This is a genomic window from Shinella sp. G-2, assembly GCF_050172695.1.
In the GTDB taxonomy this organism is placed as follows: domain Bacteria; phylum Pseudomonadota; class Alphaproteobacteria; order Rhizobiales; family Rhizobiaceae; genus Shinella.
Map to the genome: position 1 here is coordinate 1 of NZ_JBBEYH010000039.1, position 17,907 is coordinate 17,907.

The window sequence follows — 17,907 nt, forward strand, 5'->3', positions numbered from 1 at the left end:
GGCCGAGTTCTTCGACAATCCGCAGCACGAGCGCACCAGGCTCTTCCTCAGCCAGATCCTGCACTAGCATGTCCAGCCGAGGCGTCATAGCTTCGGCGCTGGATCATGCGACACACGAAAGGCGGGCCGCTGAGCCCGCCTTTTTGCTTGGCCTCACATATCTGTCCTGAACGTCACCTGGCGCGCAGCTCCGCCCGCAGTTTCAGCGGGCTCGCGCCGAAATGGTTGCGGAAGGCGCGCGAAAACGCCGAGAGACTGTCGAAGCCGCTGCGCAGCGCCACATCCTGGATGGACAGCGAGGTATCGCGCACCAGCCTCTGCGCTGCCGTCAGGCGCAGGCGCAGGTAATATTTGCCCGGCCCGATGCCGAGCCCGGCGGTGAAGAGCGTTTCCAGCTTGCGCGTCGAAAAGCCGAGCCGGCGGGCGAGCGCCGCAATGGTCAGCGGCCGGTCGATGGTGCGCTCCATCAGCCGGATGGCTGCGGCCAGATCCGGCTGGCGCTCGCCGAGCCGGCCGAGCGAGACGAGCGGCTGCGCATCCGTCGCCGAATGCACCTCGTCATAGACGAAGACGCTCGCCACATCGAGCGCCACGGCCGAGCCGAACTGTTCGCGCACCAGATGCAGCATCATGTCGAAGGTCGGCGAGGCGCCGCCCGAGGTCCACAGCGGCCCGTCGGTGACGAAGCGGTCGGCGCGCACGTTGAGCGCGGGAAAGGCGGCGGCAAAGTCCTCCAGCTCTTCCCAGTGCGCGGTCGCATCGCGCCCGTCCAGCAGGCCGGACCGGGCAAGCAGCCAGCAACCCGACTCGATACCGGCGACGACACCGAAGCGCTGCGCCACCTTCTTGAGCCGGCCGACGAAGGCGCGGTCGGCGTGGCGGTCCTGGTTGAAGCCGGCGATCAGAAAGAGGGCATCGCCGCTCGTCACATCGGCAAAGGCGCCGTCCACACGTACCTCCACCCCGCAGGTCAGAAGCACCGGCCTGCCCTGGGGCGAGAGGATCGTCCAGCGGAAAACCGGCTCCGGAACGACGCGGTTCGCCGCACGCATCGGATCGAGAACCGAGGCCAGCGACATGATCGAGGACTCGGGCAGAAGGACGATCGTGACATCGAGCGGCCCTTGCCGCGGGGCTTTTTTGACCATGTGGAAATTGTCAAAAAAGATGCAACTTATGTCAATCGGCAAAAATGCTTTCGGGCATGATCGGCCTCACAGGAAATCTGGAGATGCAGCCCGGATTGTGGTGAGAACCCCTGTACCCCGAACACCCTGATCCGAATTTTACCGGAACGGGTTGGCGAGCCGAAAGGCGGACCAACCCGTTTTTTTTGCCATTTTCCGCCGGTGGCGCGCCGCGTTCCGGCAATGCAGGGAACCCGCCCGGCCTTTTTGCGTTATGCCGCAAACAAGCAGGAAAGGTCCCCCCATGTTGAAGCTCAAGTCAGGCATCGCCGCAGGCGTGCTCTCCGTCGCGGTCACCCTCACCTCTTTCTTCCCGGCCCAGGCCGTGACCTTCGCCCGTGTGCCGGTGCCGGAAGCGTCGGCCGTCGAAAAGGTGCAGTATCGTTACGAGCGGCGCATGGAGCGGCGTATGGATCGCCGCTGGCACGGCCATCGCGGCTATCGTGACTACCGTCCGGGCTATCGCCGTCATTCGGATGGCTGGTGGTATCCGCTGGCCGCCTTCGGCCTTGGCGCGGCGATCGGCGGCGCGATCGCCAACGACCGCCAGGCTGGCGGGTCGCATGTCAGCTGGTGCGCGAACCGCTACCGCTCGTACCGCGCCTACGACAACACGTTCCAGCCGAACAACGGCCCGCGCCGGGCCTGCCTGTCGCCCTATTCGCGATAAGCATCTTCCACGACGGGGCCGCAAGGCCCCGTCAGCCTTTGCGCAGGCCTTCCAGCAAGGCGCGAAAGCCTTCGACTGCCCGTTTCGAGGTTTCCTCGGGTCGTTCCGAATTGGCGATCCACAGAGCCGCATGGCTGCTCGCGCCATTGATGAGACGCGCCGCCACTTCCGTATCGATATCCGCCATCATGCCATCGGCCTTCAACTGCTCGATGCTCCGGCTCAGCGCCGCGATGCAGCCGTTGTTCGTCGGCCATTGCGAGATGTCGCCGAGCACCGCAGGCCCGTCGCGAAACATGATGCGCTGGATTTCGGGCTCCAGCGCCATCTCGATATAGGCGACGCATTCATCGACGAAACCCTGCCAGCGATTGGGCGCCGCAGCCGAGATGCGGTTGAGGCGCGCGGTCATTTCCGCGTCGATCTCGCGGATGACGGCCTGAAGCAGCCCCTTCTTGTCGCCGAAATGGTGGTAGAGCGCACCGCGCGTCAGCCCCGCCCCGGCCGTGAAATCGTCCATGGACGCCGCCGCATAGCCCACCGTGCCAAAGGCATGGCGGCCGGCGGCGATCAGCTTGGCCCGGGTTTCGGCAATCATTTCCTCGCGCGGCTTGCGCATGGCGTCTCCTCATTCACATACGCCGCGTATTTTATTTGACATACGCTCCGTATGCAACTATCTCATCGACATACGCTGCGTATGTAATTTCGGAATCGTCCCTTTGCAGGAGCAGACCATGTCCAATCCCTATCGAGAGATTTTCAGCGTGCCCGGAACGAAAGGCTTTTCGGCCGCCGGTTTCCTCGCACGCCTCCCCATCGCCATGGCGCCCATCGGCATCGTCGCCATGCTGTCGCAGACCCATGGCGAATATTGGCTCGCCGGCGCCGTCTCCGCGACCTATGCCCTCACCAACGCGCTCATCGCCCCGCAGATTTCCCGCTTCGTCGACCGCTTCGGCCAGTCGGCCGTGCTGACGCCCGCGACCGTCGTCTCGGTTCTCGCCTTCCTCGTTCTCATCGCCAGCGCCCATCAGGACTGGCCGGTCTGGACGCTCTTCGCCTCGGCCTTCCTTGCCGCCGCCATGCCCAGCATGCCGGCCATGCTGCGCGCCCGCTGGACGGAAATCTTCCGCGACCGGCCGGAACTCAACACCGCCTTCGCCTTCGAATCGGCGGCCGACGAACTGGTCTATATCGCCGGCGCGTCGCTGTCCGTGGGCCTGGCGGTCGCGCTCTTCCCGGAAGCCGGCATGCTGGCAAGCACGCTCTTCCTTGCCGTCGGCACCTTCGCCTTCGTGCTCCAGCGCGCCACCGAACCGACCGTGCGCCATGTCGCCGGCAGCCCGGCACAGAAATCGGCGATCCGCCTGCGCCCGGTGCAGGTCATCACGCTGGCCCTCATCTTCGTCGGCTCCACCTTCGCCACCGCCGAGGTCAGCGCCGTCGCGATCACCAAGGACCTCGGCCAGCCCAATGCCGCCAGCCTCGTCATCGGCGTCTATGCCGTCGGCTCATTCGTCGTCGGCCTCATCCTCGGCGCGCTGAACCCGAGAATGGCGCTGCACAAGCAGTTGATGATCGCCGTCGTGGTGCTCGCCCTCACCGCCCTGCCGCTCCCCTTCGCCGGCACGGTGCCGCTGCTCGCCGCCGCCGTCTTCCTCAGCGGCATCGCGATCTCGCCCACCTTCATCACCGCCTTCGGCCTCGTCGAACGCCGCGTGCCGGCCGCCATGCTGACGGAAGGCGTCACCTGGGTCACGACCGGCATCGGCATCGGCATGGCGCTGGGCGCCTTCGTCGCCGGCTGGGTGGTCGATACGTTCGGCGCGCAGAACGGCTTCTGGGTCTCCGTCGCCGCCGGCCTTGCCGCCGTGCTCACCATCGGCCTCGGCCAGGGCACGCTTGCCGGGGAGACCTGCGACGACGCCTGCCCGCTGCCGCAGGCCGCGGAATGAAGCCATGGGGCGCGGCTTGACTGCCGCGCCTCATCGCATTACGAGCGAGGCAAGGTCGCAGATGCCTGCCGCTCGCAGACGAAAGTCCCGGTGAAATCTGCCTTGAAAATGTCCCCGACCCTCGAAGCATTTCGTGCGGCAGGCAATGCGAGCCCCTCCCTTCCTGACGAAATGCGCCGATGAGGAGAGCGGGATGTCGCACGACAGACCCCATTCGAACCCTTTTCTGAGCGCGCCGCTTGGCGCGCTTTTCCTGAAGACGGCCGCGCCGATCGTCTTCGTCATGAGCATGAACGGTCTTCTGACCGTCATGGATGCGGTCATGCTCGGCCTCTATGTCGGGCCGCAGGCGGTCGCCGCGGTGACGGCGGTCTTTCCCCTCTTCATGCTGCTCGTCGCCGTCGCGACGCTCGTCGGCAGCGGCATGGCGAGCGGACTTGCCCGCGCGCTCGGCGGCAGCGATCTCGCCTCCGCCCGCACGATCTTTGCGACCGCCCATTGGCTGGCGCTCGCCGTAAGCGCGGCCTTCATCGCCGGCTTCCTGGCTGTCGGCCATTTGCTCGTCGCCGGCATTGCCAACGGCGCGCCCGGCCTCGGCGACATGGCCTATGCCTACATGTCCATCGTCGCCGTCTTCTCGCCCGTCCAGCTTCTCCTGGCGATCAATGTCGATGCCCTGCGCTGCGAGGGGCGGGCCGGGCTGATGGCGGTGGCGAGCCTCGCCATCTCGCTCGCCAACCTCCTCTTCAACGTCCTGCTGATCGTGCGGTTCGATATGGGCGTCGCCGGCTCCGCCTTCGGTACGGTGCTTGCCCAGGGGTTGGCGCTCAGCGGTCTCGCCCTCTTCCGGGCAAGCGGGCGAACGCCCCTCCGCTTGAAAGACGCCCTGGCGTGGCCACCGGCCTTCCGCCAGGCTGCCCGCGCCATCCTCGCGCTCGGCGCACCGCAAAGCCTCGGCTTCATCGGCCTCGCCCTCGTTTCTGCCGCCGTCATCGCAGCGCTGCACTATTCGGCGGGTGGGGCCTATGCCACGCTGGTTTCGGCCTATGGCATCGTCACGCGCATCCTCACCTTCGCCTATCTCCCGCTGCTCGGCATGAGCCAGGCCGTTCAGGTGATCCTCGGCCAGAACCGTGGCGCAGGCTTGCGGCGACGCGCCGACGACACCCTCCGCCTCGGCCTGATGACGGTCCTTGCCTATTGCCTTCTCGTCGAGATCGCGCTTGCCGTCTTCCCGGCCGATATCGGCGCGCTCTTCGTCGGGGACGCGGCGGTCATCGCCGCCGTTGCCCGCATCATGCCGGTCATGACGGCGCTCTACGTGCTGTCCGGTCCGCTGATGGTGATAGGCGGGTACTTCCAGGCGACGGGCGATGCCCGCCGCGCGGCGGTGCTCGGCCTTGCGAAACCCTATCTTTTCACCCTGCCGCTCGTCGCCGGCTTGACGGCGCGCCTCGGCGAAGGTGGCCTCTGGTACGCGATGCCGGCCGCCGATCTCCTGCTCTTCGCCCTCACCCTCGCCGTCCTGCGGCAAACGGCGCGGCGGCATGGCCTGCGCTGGAGATTGTTCGCCCGAGACCCAGCCTGAAAACCAAAAAAGCCGCCCGGCGGAACCGGGCGGCTTTCTTGGGATCGCTGGTCGTTGTCAGACCAGACGGCTCTGCTCCAGCGCCGCTTCCACGAAGCTCGCGAAGAGCGGGTGCGGGTCGAGCGGACGGCTCTTCAGCTCCGGGTGATACTGCACGCCGATGAACCACGGATGGTCGGGATATTCCACCGTCTCCGGCAGCAGGCCGTCCGGCGACATGCCGGAGAAGACGAGGCCACAGCTTTCCAGCTTGCCCTTGTAGTCGACGTTCACTTCATAGCGGTGGCGATGGCGTTCGGAAATCTCCGTCGAACCGTAGATATCGGCGATCTTCGTGCCGCCCTTCAGCGCCGCGCGATAGGCGCCGAGGCGCATCGTGCCGCCGAGGTCGCCGGCAACGGAACGCTTTTCCAGCTCGTTGCCCTTCACCCATTCGGTCATCAGGCCGACGACCGGCTCGGCGGTCTTGCCGAATTCGGTGGACGAGGCCTTGGTGATTCCGGCGAGATTGCGGGCCGCTTCCACCACGGCCATCTGCATGCCGAAGCAGATGCCGAAATAGGGCACCTTGCGCTCGCGGGCAAAACGCGCCGCGTTGATCTTGCCTTCCGAGCCGCGCTCGCCGAAGCCGCCGGGAACGAGGATGCCGTGCACCTTCTCCAGATACGGCGCCGGATCTTCCTTCTCGAAGATCTCCGACTCGATCCACTCGAGCTTGACCTTGACGTGGTTGGCGATGCCGCCGTGATACAGCGCCTCGATCAGCGACTTGTAGGCGTCCTTGAGGCCGGTGTACTTGCCGACGATGGCGATCGTCACCTCGCCCTCGGGCGTCTTGATGCGATCGGAAACGTTCTGCCAGGCTTCCAGGCGCGGCTTCGGCGCCGGCTCGATGCCGAAGGCGGCGAGCACTTCGTCGTCGAGGCCTTCCTTGTGATAGGCGAGCGGCACGTCGTAGATCGAGGCCACGTCGAGGGCCTGGATGACGGCGGACGGGCGCACGTTGCAGAACAGCGAGAGCTTCTTGCGTTCCGCCTCCGGGATTTCCCGGTCGGCGCGCACGAGAAGGATGTCCGGGTGGATGCCGAGCGCCTGCAGTTCCTTGACGGAGTGCTGCGTCGGCTTGGTCTTCAGCTCGCCGGCGGCCGGGATATAGGGCATCAGCGTCAGGTGAACATAGACGGCCGTGCCGCGCGGCAGGTCGTTGCCGAGCTGGCGGATCGCCTCCATGAAGGGCATCGCCTCGATATCGCCCACCGTGCCGCCGATCTCGCAGAGCACGAAGTCGTAATCGTCATTGCCTTCGGTGACGAAGTTCTTGATCTCGTTGGTGACGTGCGGAATGACCTGCACGGTCGCGCCGAGATAGTCGCCGCGGCGTTCCTTGTCGATGATGTTCTTGTAGATGCGACCGGTGGTGATGTTGTCGGTCTTGGTGGCCGAGCGGCCGGTGAAGCGCTCGTAGTGGCCGAGGTCGAGGTCGGTTTCCGCCCCGTCGTCGGTGACGAAGACTTCGCCGTGCTGCGTCGGGCTCATGGTGCCCGGGTCGACGTTGAGATAGGGGTCCAGCTTCCGCAGGCGTACGCGGTAACCGCGGGCCTGAAGGAGAGCTCCGAGTGCAGCGGCTGCGATGCCTTTTCCGAGGGAAGAAACCACGCCGCCAGTGATGAATACATATCGCGCCATGGGAGTCACCGGATACCTTTTCAAAATCGATTCCGCCACCGAAAAATCACCTTGGGCGTGATTTCGGAAGTCGCAATCGGCGTTTTACACAGAAGAAGGCCGGTTGGTTTTACCCAACCGGCCGGTTTGTTTTCGTTTCTGCGGCTTACTGGCCGCTCGGGACGCCGGCGTTGCCGCCGGTACCCGTCGCGCCACCCGTACCGGTGCCCGTCGTTGCGGTGCCGGAACCCGTGGTCGCGTTGCCGGCGTCCGTGTTACCGGTCGCCGCGCCGCCTTCGGTCGGAACGGCATCGGTGCCGGTCGTCGCAGGCGTCTGGTTCGTGTTGTTCTCGGTGCCCTGAGTCTGCTCGCCGCCGCCGAGTGCGTCGAGAACGCCGCCGGTGCCGGTCGTGCCGGGGATACGGTCGAGAATGTCCGTCGGCTGCGTTTCGTAACGGGCGAGAATGCCCATGCCGAGCGCCAGGACGAAGAACAGCGTGGCGAGGATCGCCGTCGTGCGCGTCAGCGCATTGGCCGTGCCGCGGGCCGACATGAAGCCGGAGCCGCCGCCGATGCCGAGGCCGCCGCCTTCAGACCGCTGGATCAGCACGACGCCGATCAGCGCGACGACGACCATGAGATAGATGACGAGCAAGATGGTCTGCATGTTTTCAAGGTCCCGGCCAGACGGCCCACATTTTCAGGTTTGCGGCTCAATATACCAAGCCGTGCGCCATTCCAAGCCCTTACCGGCCAATCCGCCCGCCCTTTTGCGGGCAGGCGAAGAAAGCCTCAGGCGGTCAACGCTTCATATGCGCGGTAGATGGCAAGGAAATCGTCCGATTTCAAGCTTGCCCCGCCGATCAGCGCGCCGTCGACATTGGCGACGCCCATCAGTTCCCGGGCATTGCCGGGCTTGACCGAACCGCCATAGAGAATGCGCATCGTGGCGCCCTCGCCGGCAAAGCGCGCGGTCAGTTCGGCGCGCATGAAGGCATGGGCCTCCTCCACGTCCGCCGCCGTCGGCGTCAGGCCCGTGCCGATGGCCCAGACGGGCTCATAGGCGATCACGGTGTTTTCCGCCGTCGCGCCATCCGGCACGGAACCGGCAAGCTGCGCTTTCAGGACGTCGAGCGTCTTGCCGGCCTTGCGCTCGTCGCCGGTCTCGCCGATGCAGACGATGGCGACGAGGTCGTTCTGATGGGCGATCTCGGCCTTGGCGCGCACCAGCGCGTCGCTCTCCTCGTGGTCCGTGCGGCGCTCGGAATGGCCGACGATGACATGGGTGCCGAAGCAGTCGGCGATCATCTCGGCGGAGATGTCGCCGGTATGCGCGCCGGACGCCTTCTCATGGCAATCCTGCGCACCGATCTTCAGCGGGCTGTCGTCGCACAGCGCGGTGGCGACATAGAGCAGCGTGGCGGGCGGGCAGATCAGCGTTTCGACCTTTGCCGAGAGCGGCCCCTTCACGCCTTCGGCCATCGCCTTGATCTGGTCCAGCGATGCGCGCGTGCCGTTCATCTTCCAGTTTCCGGCGACGAGCGGTGTAACGTCCGGGGTCATGGGCCTCTCCATCCTTAAATGTCCATCCGCAAGCGGCGTAGCAAATCGACGGCGGCAAGAAAAGATGCGTTTATGGCGCCACGACTCGAATATTCTTTCCGCCTGAAACGTAATATGCGCACGCGAAGAAGCGTTCGAGGAAGGATGGATGGGGCTCATGCTTCCCTCACGATACTTTATGGCAGCGACCCTGACGGCATTTCTGCTTGCCGGAGGCGTCGGCGCGCAGGATAGCGCCGGCGAACAGCAGACGCGCGGCCTGATGCCGATCAAGACCGCGGTCGGCCGCGTGACGGCCGAGGAAACGCAGGCTTCCCCCGAGGTCGGCGCAAGACGCATGGCGCTGGTCATCGGCATGGGCGCCTACACCTCCATATCGCCGCTGCGCAACACCGAGTCGGACGCGCGCGCCGTCGCCGCCATGCTGGAGCGCCTCGGCTTCGTGGTCGACCTTGCCATCGACGTCCCTCTCGCCCAGATGAAGGACACCATCGCCGCCTTCTCGCGCCGGTCGGAAACGGCCGATATCGCCATGGTCTATTATGCCGGCCACGGCGTGGAGGCGGCCGGCGAGAACTACCTCATCCCCATCGACATCAAGGTCGACGATCCCTCGAGGGTTCCCGAACAGGCCGTCAGCCTCACCACGGTGCTGGGCAGCGTCGCCCATGCGCGCAAGCTGCGCATCGTCATCCTCGATTCCTGCCGCAACAACCCCTTCCCCGCCGTCGCCGCGCGCGGCCTTGCGGCGGCAAGCGGCGGCGTGCAAGCCACGCAGAACGCGGCGCTCGGCGGCGACGGCCTCTCCGCGCCGGACCCCTCGCAGGGCATGCTGGTGATCTATGCGGCCGAGGGCGGCAAGGTCGCGCTCGACGGCGACGGCGACCACAGCCCCTTCGCCACCGCGATCCTCGAAAACCTGCCGCGCCCGAATATCGAGATCGGTCTCGTCTTCCGCCAGATCCGCGACCGCGTGATGGCCGAGACCGGCAACCGCCAGCAGCCGCATTTCTACGGCTCGCTCTCGGGCGCGCCGTTCTTCCTTGCCGGCGAGGACGAGGCGGTCGCCGACATCGCCGACAAGGCGGGCCAATGGCAGGCGCTGAAGCCGGAACAGGCCGTGCAGCTTGCAAGCCTTGCCGAGGAAGGCAACACCCGCGCCATGATCGGCCTCGGCTACATGGCGCTCTCGCCCGACACCAAGAAGTTCGAGCCGGCGAAGGCCTTCGAACTCTTCAAGAAGGCGGCGGACGCGGGCGATGCGGAGGCCATGTTCGAACTCGGCAAACTCTATGAGAAAGGCATCGGCACGGCGCAGAACGTGCCCGAGGCCCTGAAACTCTACCGCCAGTCCGCCGATCTGGGTTTCGCCGACGCCATCAACGATCTCGGCTTCCTCTATTATCAGGGCGCCGAGGGGCTGGCGCGCGATCCGAAGAAGGCCGTCGACCTCTTCATCAAGGCTGCCGACCTGCGCCACCCGCAGGCCATGTTCAACGTCGCCGCGCTGATCGACGACGGGCTCGTGCCGGGCAAGACGCCCGAGGATGCCGCCGCCTATCTCTATGCGGCCCTGCGCTCGGGGGTGGAGGATGTGCTGGACCAGCTCACGTCGCGCCCGACCATGTTCAAGCCCGAGACCCGCCGCGCGCTGCAGGCGCAGCTTTACAAGAACAATTTCTATGCCGGCGCCCTCGATGGCCAGATCGGTTCCGGCACGCAGCGCAGCATGAGGATCGCATTCGGCCGCACCGATTAATCAAAACAGGGGGACTATCATGCATTCAGAAAAACACGGAATGACACGCGCATCCGCGACCGTCGTCGCATTGGCCATGGCGCTGGCGCCTGTCGGCACGGCCTATGGTCAAACGACCCCCGGCGGCGGCACGCATTCAGGCACCCACGAAGAAAACTCCTATCCCCGCTCCAGGCCAAGCCTCAGCGACTATGAAACGACCGCCATCACGCGCAACGTCGATGCCGTGCGCAACGAATGCGCCGATCTCGATCCCCGCTACCGCATCGACTGCCTGCGCAAGGGCCTGATCGAGGTCGCGCAGCGCATTCCCGAATCGGGCGACTATGCCCCGGCGCGCGCCATCATCGCAGAAGCCGCCGCCAAGCTCGGCGAGGTCCAGCGCAAGCATGCCGACCCGGCGGCGGAAGAAAAGAAATCGAGCGGCAACGCCCGCATCGCCGCGAACCGCACCTACAAGGCCGTCAAGCGCGAAGAGCTTGCCGAAGCCATGGCGGAAGCCACCAAGATCATCGAGGAAGCCGAGACGAAGCTGCTGCGCGCCGGCGAGAACTCGGAGAAGCGCGCCGCCCACTACCAGCAGATCGCGACAGCCATCGGCTCGACGAAGGTCCTGCTGCGCTCGTAAGCATTTCCAGCCGAAGCTTTTTGCTTCGGCGCCGGACAATGCGACAAACAAGGGACCAGCATTTCCAGCCGAAGCGTTTTGCTTCGGCGTCGGACAATGCGACAAACAGGAGACCAGCATTTCCAGCCGAAGCTTTATGCTTCGGCGTCGGATAATGCGGGCAAACAAGAGACCAGCATTTCCAGCCGAAGCTTTTTGCTTCGGCGTCGGATAATGCGGGCAAACAAGAGACCAGCATTTCCGGCCGGAGCGGCGTCGCTTAGCGCGCCAGAATCCAGTTCAGCGTTTCCCGCCAGTCGGTCATGCGCACGGGTGTGCCATGACCGCCTGTCTGGAACAGCACGAACTGCGTGGGAATTCCGGCCTTCAGCAGCTTTCGGAAGACGGCGATCTGGTCATTGGCGGCATAGACGCTGTCGCTGTCGCCATGGGTGAAGAAGACCGGCAGCTTCGCCTTGAAGGCGGGCGTCTTGGCATAGTCGCCATCCGCCGCCCCGCCCATCAGCACCATGCCGGAAAGGCTTTTCACCGCCGCCGCGTCGCGCACCACGCGGGCGCAGATGAAGCTGCCCATCGAGGCGCAGGCGAGGATGACGGGCTTGTCGGGCGAAAGCGCCTTGGCCGTCAGGATGAGGCCGGACACCCGCGCCGCGCCCGCATCGTCGAAGGACGGCACGCTCGGCGCATAGTAGGCGCCGCCATTCTGTACGGCGAGGTTCTTCAGGCGGTTGAAATTGCCGCCGAAATTCCAGTCGTTGTTACCGAGCCGCCGGTCGCCGCCACGGCCGTGGATGAAGATGACGGTGAAGGCCGCGCCCTCGCGCTTGCCGGTCATCGCCACGTCGATCGGCCCGGCCGGCGTGTCGATCGTCAGGTTCGCCTGCGCCTTCTTCACCGCCGTCGAGACATAGGCCGATTTCACGCGACGCTCCGGCACCTGGTCGCGCCCGTTGATGTCGCGCATTTCCTGATAGTCCACGACGCGCAGCGCCCCGCCATCGGCGGTCTCGACCACCTGGCCATAGGAAAACAGGTCGTCCTTCCAGGGCTTCAGCGTCAGTGCGGCGGCCTCGTTCGCCGCAAAACCGGCAAAAAGCGCGGCCAAAACCAGCCGGCGCAGGCAATGAACTGTGGACTGAGGCATGAACTGGCGCTCCCTTGCGGTGGCGATACTTGCCATCCGCCCGCGCGCAACGCAATCCTCCGTCAGCGACCGGTGTGCCCGGCATCGCGAAAACCCACGAAATCTGGCAGAGTCGCCCGTGATTCGCCGACGCTCCGATGACGCCCAGGCTCGATCCCTTGGGATCGGCGGGCAGAACCGGCAACCGGAACAAACTCTGAACGGCCCATGCAAGACGACAACAACGACCTTTTCGCCAATATGCCCTCCGAGCCCGCCCGGGAACCCGCCGCGCCGCAGGAAAAGCCCGCTCCGGCCCCGGCCGCAGAAGCGCGCCCCGCGCCGCCCAGCGAAGGCACCGGCGGTTACGATGCCTCGGCCATCCGCGTGCTCGAGGGCCTCGAGCCCGTGCGTATGCGCCCCGGCATGTATATCGGCGGCACGGACGAGAAGGCGCTGCACCATCTCTTCGCAGAAGTCATCGACAACTCGATGGACGAGGCCGTCGCGGGCCATGCCAATTTCATCGAGGTCAATCTCGATGCAGAGGGCTTCCTGACCGTCACCGACAACGGCCGCGGCATCCCGGTGGAAAACCACCCGCAGATGCCAGGCAAGTCGACACTGGAAGTCATTCTCACGGTGCTGCATGCCGGCGGCAAGTTCGACGGCAAGGCCTATGAGACATCGGGCGGTCTGCACGGCGTCGGCGTCTCGGTCGTCAACGCGCTCTCCGACCAGCTCGAAGTCGAGGTCGCCCGCAACAAGAAGCTCTACCGCCAGCGCTTTTCGCGCGGCAAGCCGCAGGGTCCGCTGGAAGAACTCGGCGACGTGCACAACCGCCGCGGCACGCGGGTGCGCTTCCATCCCGACCCGGACATCTTCGGCGCGCATGCGCGCTTCGACCCGGCCCGCGTCTTCCGCATGGCCCGCTCGAAAGCCTATCTCTTCGGCGGCGTCGAAATCCGCTGGAGCTGCGATCCGTCCCTGCTGCCCGAGGGATCGGAGACGCCGGAAAAGGCCGTCTTCCACTTCCCTGGCGGCCTCAAGGATTATTTGCAGGCGACGCTCGGCAAGGAATACACCGTCACGCGCGAGATCTTCGCCGGCAAGAGCGAGAAGTCGGGCGGTCACGGTTCGCTGGAATGGGCCGTCACCTGGTATGGCGGCGATTCGCTGATCCACTCCTATTGCAACACCATCCCGACGGCCGACGGCGGTACGCACGAGGCCGGTCTTCGCATCGCCCTCACCAAGGGCCTGAAGAACTATGCCGAGCTGACGCAGAACAAGCGCGCCGCCGCGATCACCACCGACGACGTGATGATCTCGGCGGTCGGCATGCTCTCGGTCTTCATCCGCGAGCCGGAATTCGTCGGCCAGACGAAGGACAAGCTGGCGACGGTGGAGGCCCAGCGCATCGTCGAAAACGCCCTGCGCGACCCCTTCGACCACTATCTCGCCGACAACCCGGCCGAGGCCGCCAAGCTGCTGGAATGGGTGATCGAGCGCGCGGAAGAACGCCTGCGCCGCCGCAAGGAAAAGGAAGTCAGCCGCAAGACGGCCGTGCGCAAGCTGCGCCTGCCCGGCAAGCTGGCCGACTGCTCGCAGAATTCCGCCGAAGGCGCCGAACTCTTCATCGTCGAGGGCGATTCGGCCGGCGGCTCCGCCAAGCAGGCGCGCAACCGCGCCAACCAGGCCATCCTGCCGCTGCGCGGCAAGATCCTCAACGTCGCCAGCGCCGGCCGCGAGAAACTCGGGGCGAACCAGCAGATTTCCGATCTGGTGCAGGCGCTCGGCTGCGGCACGCGCTCGAAGTACCGCGACGAGGACCTGCGTTACGAGCGCGTCATCGTCATGACCGACGCCGACGTCGACGGCGCGCATATCGCCTCGCTGCTCATCACCTTCTTCTACCAGGAAATGCCCGACCTCATCCGCGGCGGCCATCTCTATCTCGCCGTGCCGCCGCTCTACCGCCTCAGCCAGGGCGGCAAGACGCTCTATGCGCGCGACGATCCGCACCGCGAGGAGCTGATGCGCACCGAGTTCACCGGCCGCGGCAAGGTGGAAATCGGCCGCTTCAAGGGTCTCGGCGAGATGCTGCCCGCGCAGCTCAAGGAAACGACGATGGATCCGTCCAAGCGCACGCTGTTGAAGGTGGCGATCGACGACGTCGACTTCGAGGGCACGCGCACGGCGGTGGACGACCTGATGGGCACCAAGCCGGAGGCGCGTTTCCGCTTCATCCAGGACCGTGCCGTCTTCGCCGACAACCTCGATATCTGAGGCCTTGCCGCCATATTTTCGCGGCAATGCCGGCCTCTAACCGGCACCATCCAACGCGGAAAGGACGGCCATGAAAGCTGCGCTCATCGTCATGACGATCATGGGCTGCGACGACAGCGCGACCCAGTGCCACTATATCGACACGGTCGACAGGAGTTGGCAGACGGTGTCGCTGTGCGACGCGCAGGCCGAGACCTATATCAACCGCCATCAGGACCGGAACTATCCGGTCATCGTCGCCGTCTGCGAAAGCGTCGGCAACCGCATGACCGCCGACATCGCCAAGCCCGCCCCCGAAGCGACCCAGGCTGAGTCGAAGACGGCCGACTCAAAGCCGGTCGAAGTGGCCCCGTCGGAAACCATGGCAGAGGCCGAAATCCCGGTTCCCGACGCGACCGAGGAGGTCAAGCAGGGCCTTGCCGCGCGGACGCTGAATTTCGTGAAGAAGGCGATTCCCGACGCGGCGTCGTTGAAGGCCGCCGTCACCACGCCGGTGCGTTATGCCGAGGATGGCTATTCCTGGGTGGTGAAGCGCTTCGCCGACTGAAGCCTGCGCATGTCCAGCCGAAGCGGCATCGCTTCGGCGCCGGATCGTGCGACAAAGGCGGGTGTCAGGCGGCTTCCCGCGCGGCGATGAACGCGTAGCTGCGGGCGGTCTGGCGCTGCTCGGCAATGGCAAGACGCTCGACCAGTTCCAGCATGGATCGGCAGGAAGCATTGTCCGCCGCGCGAGCGCGCGCCAGAAGCCGTTCGGAGACCGACAGCAGCCCGTCCCCACCCTTCGCCTCGTTTCGCCAGAGCATCGTCGCCTCGGCAAATAGGGCACTGATATCGCGGCCGAGACCGGCGGTTTCATAGAGCGCGCGTACGGCCGCCTCGCGGCCATCGGACAGGATGGACCGCACACGCGGCTCCGCCTGCCCGGAAAGATTGGTGATGGCCGCGGCGAAGAACTCGACGCGGCCGGTGCAGAGCGCATGCATCAGGAACACCGGCGTCAGCCGGCCGCAGACGCGCAGATGCTCCACCAGTTGCGGCATTTCCCCCGGCATCACGTCGCCCGCCATGCGGATCGCCGCAACGTCGCAGGCTTCCCGCGTGATGCGCTCGACGCGCCCCATGCCGACGGCGGCCTGGATCAGCCCGAAGCCGGCAAGCGCGGTGCCGATCTTTTCCACCAGCCCATGGCGCGCATCGCTCGGCAGGTCTTCGCGGTCGAGCAGCAGCGCGCGGATTTCCGCGTCGTCGCCGAGCCGCTCGGCAATGCGCGCAAGGCTGCGGCGGGAAAAGGCCGCGCCCTCGTTTTCCAGAAGAGCCACCACGTCAGGCACGTCGCCGATCTCCGCCAGTGCCGCCGAAACCGGCCGCGAAACGAAGGCGCGATGCGCGATCAGCATGCGCGTTGTCTCGCTGCCCTTGGCCGCGAGATCGACAAGGTCGGCATCGGTCAAAAGCGAGGAGCACAGGATGATGTGGGCGGCGATTTCCGGCTGGTCTTCGGCCAGCGGCAGGATGACGGCGCGCGGCGCGTCACCGCATTCGGCCAGCGCCTCCGCCAGGGCAAGCCGCACCTTCGGCGCCGGATCGTCGAGCAGGAAGATCATCGCCATTTCAGCGGCATGCCGGTCGTCCGGGGCGATGCGCGCCCGGGCATAGGCCCTTGCCAGCACGCTTGCCGCCTTCGCCCTGTCGGCAGCGCGCGCGGTCTCGACCCAACGAAGAAATGCATGAACGATCAATGGACGCCCCAAACGCCTGCCATACGCTACTGTCCACACGCTAGCGGCAAAGTGTTTAAGATTGGTTCACCATGTCCGTTAACCCGCCGGTCATTGCCAGGGATGCGGGCAAGCGCCTAAGAAGAGGCATGAAACCACTGCCCCGCGCCCTCCTCATTCCCGCCCCCGGCCGGCCGGACCCGGCGCATCCACGCGGCGGCATCGCGCTTGTCGAGCCCGATTCGACCATCCCTGCCCTCCGCCAGGCCCTTGCCGCCGGCGCGACGACGGTCGCCCTTGCCGGCTGCCGCACCGGCGCCGACCTGCAGCGCATGGCAACACTGCTCTCCGTCGCCGAAGCCGAAGAGGACCGTCCCGAAGGCAGCACCGCCATTCTCGCCCTGACGGACGGCATCCTTCCCGGCCCGGCCTCCCCGCAAAGCCTCGCCGGCAAATCCGCCCGGCTGATCGGCGTGGCCTGGGACCAGGGGACTCTCACCCGCGTACTCGGCACCAGCAGCGCCTTCACCGAAGATGGCGACTGGACTAGCGCCTTCGCCGCCGCCCGCGCCGCAACGCTGCTCACGGCAGCGATGGCGGGTGTGCCGGCCTACGATTCGCCATGGAGTGCCGGGGAAGGTGATTTCGCCCGGTCCTGCAAACGCTCTCGCGACGACGGCTTCTTCGGCCGCATCGCCGCAGACGCGGCCCAGATTCTGATCATCGAGGCCCTCTACGCGAGGGCGTAGCGATCGACGCATTGTCGCCGGCGCCGCTCTCGTCTCCCACACGCATAGGCGATCAGGGGTTTATCCAGCGGGCGGCGGTGAGCGCGCCGCCCTGATCATACTGAACGAGGGCGCGCCGGTTGTCGGCGCGCCGCAGCTCGAACCAGTCCAGGGTTTCGGCGCGAAGCGTTATGACGCCGAAGTGCGCCTTTCCATCGGCTTCGGTGCTCCCGTCGGCGAGCCGGGGCTCGCCGTCCCTCGCCTCGTCGCCCGGCGGGCCGCCCGCATAGGTGCTTCGGGTCCAGGCGGACAGTTCATTCCATGCCCTCTCGGCCAGATCGCTGCCAGGCGGGTGAAGACAGGCAACGCCGAGGAGACGGAGTTGAACGCGCGTCGATGGGCAGAAGCCGAGCACGGTGGCGACGGGATTGCCGGACAATTCGCGCCATTTCGGCGTGCGTATATCCGTATGGATTTCGAGAAGCCGTTCCGCCCTGTCCGCGCGTCTCAGCACGACCGTGCGGGCCTGTGGGTAACCGGCAGCATCAACGGAACACAGGGTGACAAACCTGAAGCCGGATTGAGGGTCTTTCGCCGCGGCTTCGAGGCTCGACCATGCGGAAGCATCCACGTCTTCAAGGTTCACGGCGTCCTCCCTAGCCCTCAAGGATCGACAACTCGCGGGAATATGCCCGCGCCGCAAGTTCGAGCGAAGCCTGGTACTCGGGGTCTTCATAGCAGGTCCTGGCTGCTTCGAAGCTGTCGAAGCGCAGGATAAACTGGCGCGGGAAATGCGTGCCTTCGACGGTCTCGACCCTGTTCCTGCCCGCGATGATCTCAATGCGGTAACGCTTCGCGATCGTGGCGAAGATGTCGTTATAGGCTTTCAGGGCCTCGGCATCCTTCACGTCGCCGCCTTTCACGATCCAGTATCCGGGCATCTTGTTGTTCTCCCTGTTGAAGTGCGCATGCTCTGGCTCATCGAAGAGGCGCTGACTATGACGCCCCTCTCTCCCAAAGGCAGAAAGTCC

The 17,907-nt window shown here is 65.8% G+C and carries 17 protein-coding genes; 8 read left to right on the forward strand and 9 right to left on the reverse strand.

Annotation, left to right across the window (positions count from 1 at the left end; translation table 11 throughout):
- Positions 1–173 precede the first annotated feature (173 nt).
- Positions 174–1,148, reverse strand: coding sequence for a GlxA family transcriptional regulator (locus tag V8U06_RS28010; RefSeq protein ID WP_226919078.1), 975 nt, complete (start codon positions 1,146–1,148; stop codon positions 174–176).
- A gap of 283 nt (positions 1,149–1,431) precedes the next feature.
- Here V8U06_RS28010 and V8U06_RS28015 point away from each other — a divergent pair, with 283 nt between their 5' ends.
- Positions 1,432–1,857 (forward strand): BA14K family protein, encoded by a 426-nt coding sequence (locus V8U06_RS28015; RefSeq protein ID WP_427143471.1) that lies wholly within the window; start codon positions 1,432–1,434, stop codon positions 1,855–1,857.
- 31 nt (positions 1,858–1,888) lie between these two features.
- On the opposite strand, the gene V8U06_RS28020 is transcribed toward V8U06_RS28015, so the two are convergent.
- Entirely contained in the window at positions 1,889–2,476 is a 588-nt protein-coding gene (locus V8U06_RS28020; protein ID WP_427143472.1) for a TetR/AcrR family transcriptional regulator, read from the reverse strand.
- Between the two features lie 118 nt (positions 2,477–2,594).
- Between V8U06_RS28020 and V8U06_RS28025 the strand changes: the two genes are divergently transcribed.
- Positions 2,595–3,815, forward strand: coding sequence for an MFS transporter (locus tag V8U06_RS28025; RefSeq protein WP_427143473.1), 1,221 nt, complete (start codon positions 2,595–2,597; stop codon positions 3,813–3,815).
- A gap of 193 nt (positions 3,816–4,008) precedes the next feature.
- Complete coding sequence (locus tag V8U06_RS28030; RefSeq protein WP_427143474.1) at positions 4,009–5,403, forward strand: MATE family efflux transporter; 1,395 nt, start codon at positions 4,009–4,011, stop codon at positions 5,401–5,403.
- 57 nt (positions 5,404–5,460) lie between these two features.
- On the opposite strand, the gene V8U06_RS28035 is transcribed toward V8U06_RS28030, so the two are convergent.
- The 3 genes from V8U06_RS28035 to tpiA form a co-directional block, all read right to left on the reverse strand.
- Complete coding sequence (locus V8U06_RS28035) at positions 5,461–7,089, reverse strand: CTP synthase (protein WP_427143475.1); 1,629 nt, start codon at positions 7,087–7,089, stop codon at positions 5,461–5,463.
- A 145-nt stretch (positions 7,090–7,234) separates the two neighbouring features.
- Entirely contained in the window at positions 7,235–7,735 is a 501-nt protein-coding gene (gene secG / locus V8U06_RS28040; protein ID WP_427143476.1) for a preprotein translocase subunit SecG, read from the reverse strand.
- 125 nt (positions 7,736–7,860) lie between these two features.
- Positions 7,861–8,631 carry a triose-phosphate isomerase gene (gene tpiA / locus V8U06_RS28045; protein ID WP_427143477.1) on the reverse strand — a complete coding sequence of 257 codons (771 nt, stop codon included), beginning with the start codon at positions 8,629–8,631 and terminating at the stop codon, positions 7,861–7,863.
- 178 nt (positions 8,632–8,809) lie between these two features.
- On the opposite strand from tpiA, the gene V8U06_RS28050 reads away from it, so the two are divergent.
- Positions 8,810–10,390 carry a caspase family protein gene (locus tag V8U06_RS28050; protein ID WP_427143478.1) on the forward strand — a complete coding sequence of 527 codons (1,581 nt, stop codon included), beginning with the start codon at positions 8,810–8,812 and terminating at the stop codon, positions 10,388–10,390.
- Positions 10,391–10,430: 40 nt separating this feature from the next.
- Positions 10,431–11,018, forward strand: coding sequence for a hypothetical protein (locus V8U06_RS28055; protein ID WP_427143479.1), 588 nt, complete (start codon positions 10,431–10,433; stop codon positions 11,016–11,018).
- Between the two features lie 259 nt (positions 11,019–11,277).
- Here the strand turns inward: V8U06_RS28055 and V8U06_RS28060 are convergent, their stop codons facing one another.
- Positions 11,278–12,162 carry an alpha/beta hydrolase gene (locus tag V8U06_RS28060; RefSeq protein WP_427143480.1) on the reverse strand — a complete coding sequence of 295 codons (885 nt, stop codon included), beginning with the start codon at positions 12,160–12,162 and terminating at the stop codon, positions 11,278–11,280.
- 207 nt (positions 12,163–12,369) lie between these two features.
- Here V8U06_RS28060 and parE point away from each other — a divergent pair, with 207 nt between their 5' ends.
- Both parE and V8U06_RS28070 read left to right on the forward strand, forming a co-directional pair.
- On the forward strand, positions 12,370–14,430 hold the full coding sequence (gene parE / locus V8U06_RS28065) for a DNA topoisomerase IV subunit B (RefSeq protein WP_427143481.1): 2,061 nt from the start codon (positions 12,370–12,372) through the stop codon (positions 14,428–14,430).
- Positions 14,431–14,500: 70 nt separating this feature from the next.
- The gene (locus V8U06_RS28070; protein ID WP_427143482.1) at positions 14,501–14,977 is read left to right on the forward strand and encodes a hypothetical protein; all 477 of its coding nucleotides are present in this window, start codon (positions 14,501–14,503) and stop codon (positions 14,975–14,977) included.
- Positions 14,978–15,041: 64 nt separating this feature from the next.
- On the opposite strand, the gene V8U06_RS28075 is transcribed toward V8U06_RS28070, so the two are convergent.
- Positions 15,042–16,169 (reverse strand): DUF2336 domain-containing protein, encoded by a 1,128-nt coding sequence (locus V8U06_RS28075; protein ID WP_427143483.1) that lies wholly within the window; start codon positions 16,167–16,169, stop codon positions 15,042–15,044.
- 128 nt (positions 16,170–16,297) lie between these two features.
- Between V8U06_RS28075 and V8U06_RS28080 the strand changes: the two genes are divergently transcribed.
- Complete coding sequence (locus V8U06_RS28080) at positions 16,298–16,897, forward strand: hypothetical protein (RefSeq protein WP_427143484.1); 600 nt, start codon at positions 16,298–16,300, stop codon at positions 16,895–16,897.
- A 52-nt stretch (positions 16,898–16,949) separates the two neighbouring features.
- On the opposite strand, the gene V8U06_RS28085 is transcribed toward V8U06_RS28080, so the two are convergent.
- Together V8U06_RS28085 and V8U06_RS28090 are read right to left on the reverse strand one after the other, a co-directional pair.
- On the reverse strand, positions 16,950–17,522 hold the full coding sequence (locus V8U06_RS28085; RefSeq protein WP_427143485.1) for a pyridoxamine 5'-phosphate oxidase family protein: 573 nt from the start codon (positions 17,520–17,522) through the stop codon (positions 16,950–16,952).
- Between the two features lie 10 nt (positions 17,523–17,532).
- A complete protein-coding gene (locus V8U06_RS28090) occupies positions 17,533–17,817 on the reverse strand; it encodes a DUF1330 domain-containing protein (protein WP_226919062.1) in 285 nt (94 codons plus the stop codon).
- Positions 17,818–17,907: the final 90 nt, after the last annotated feature.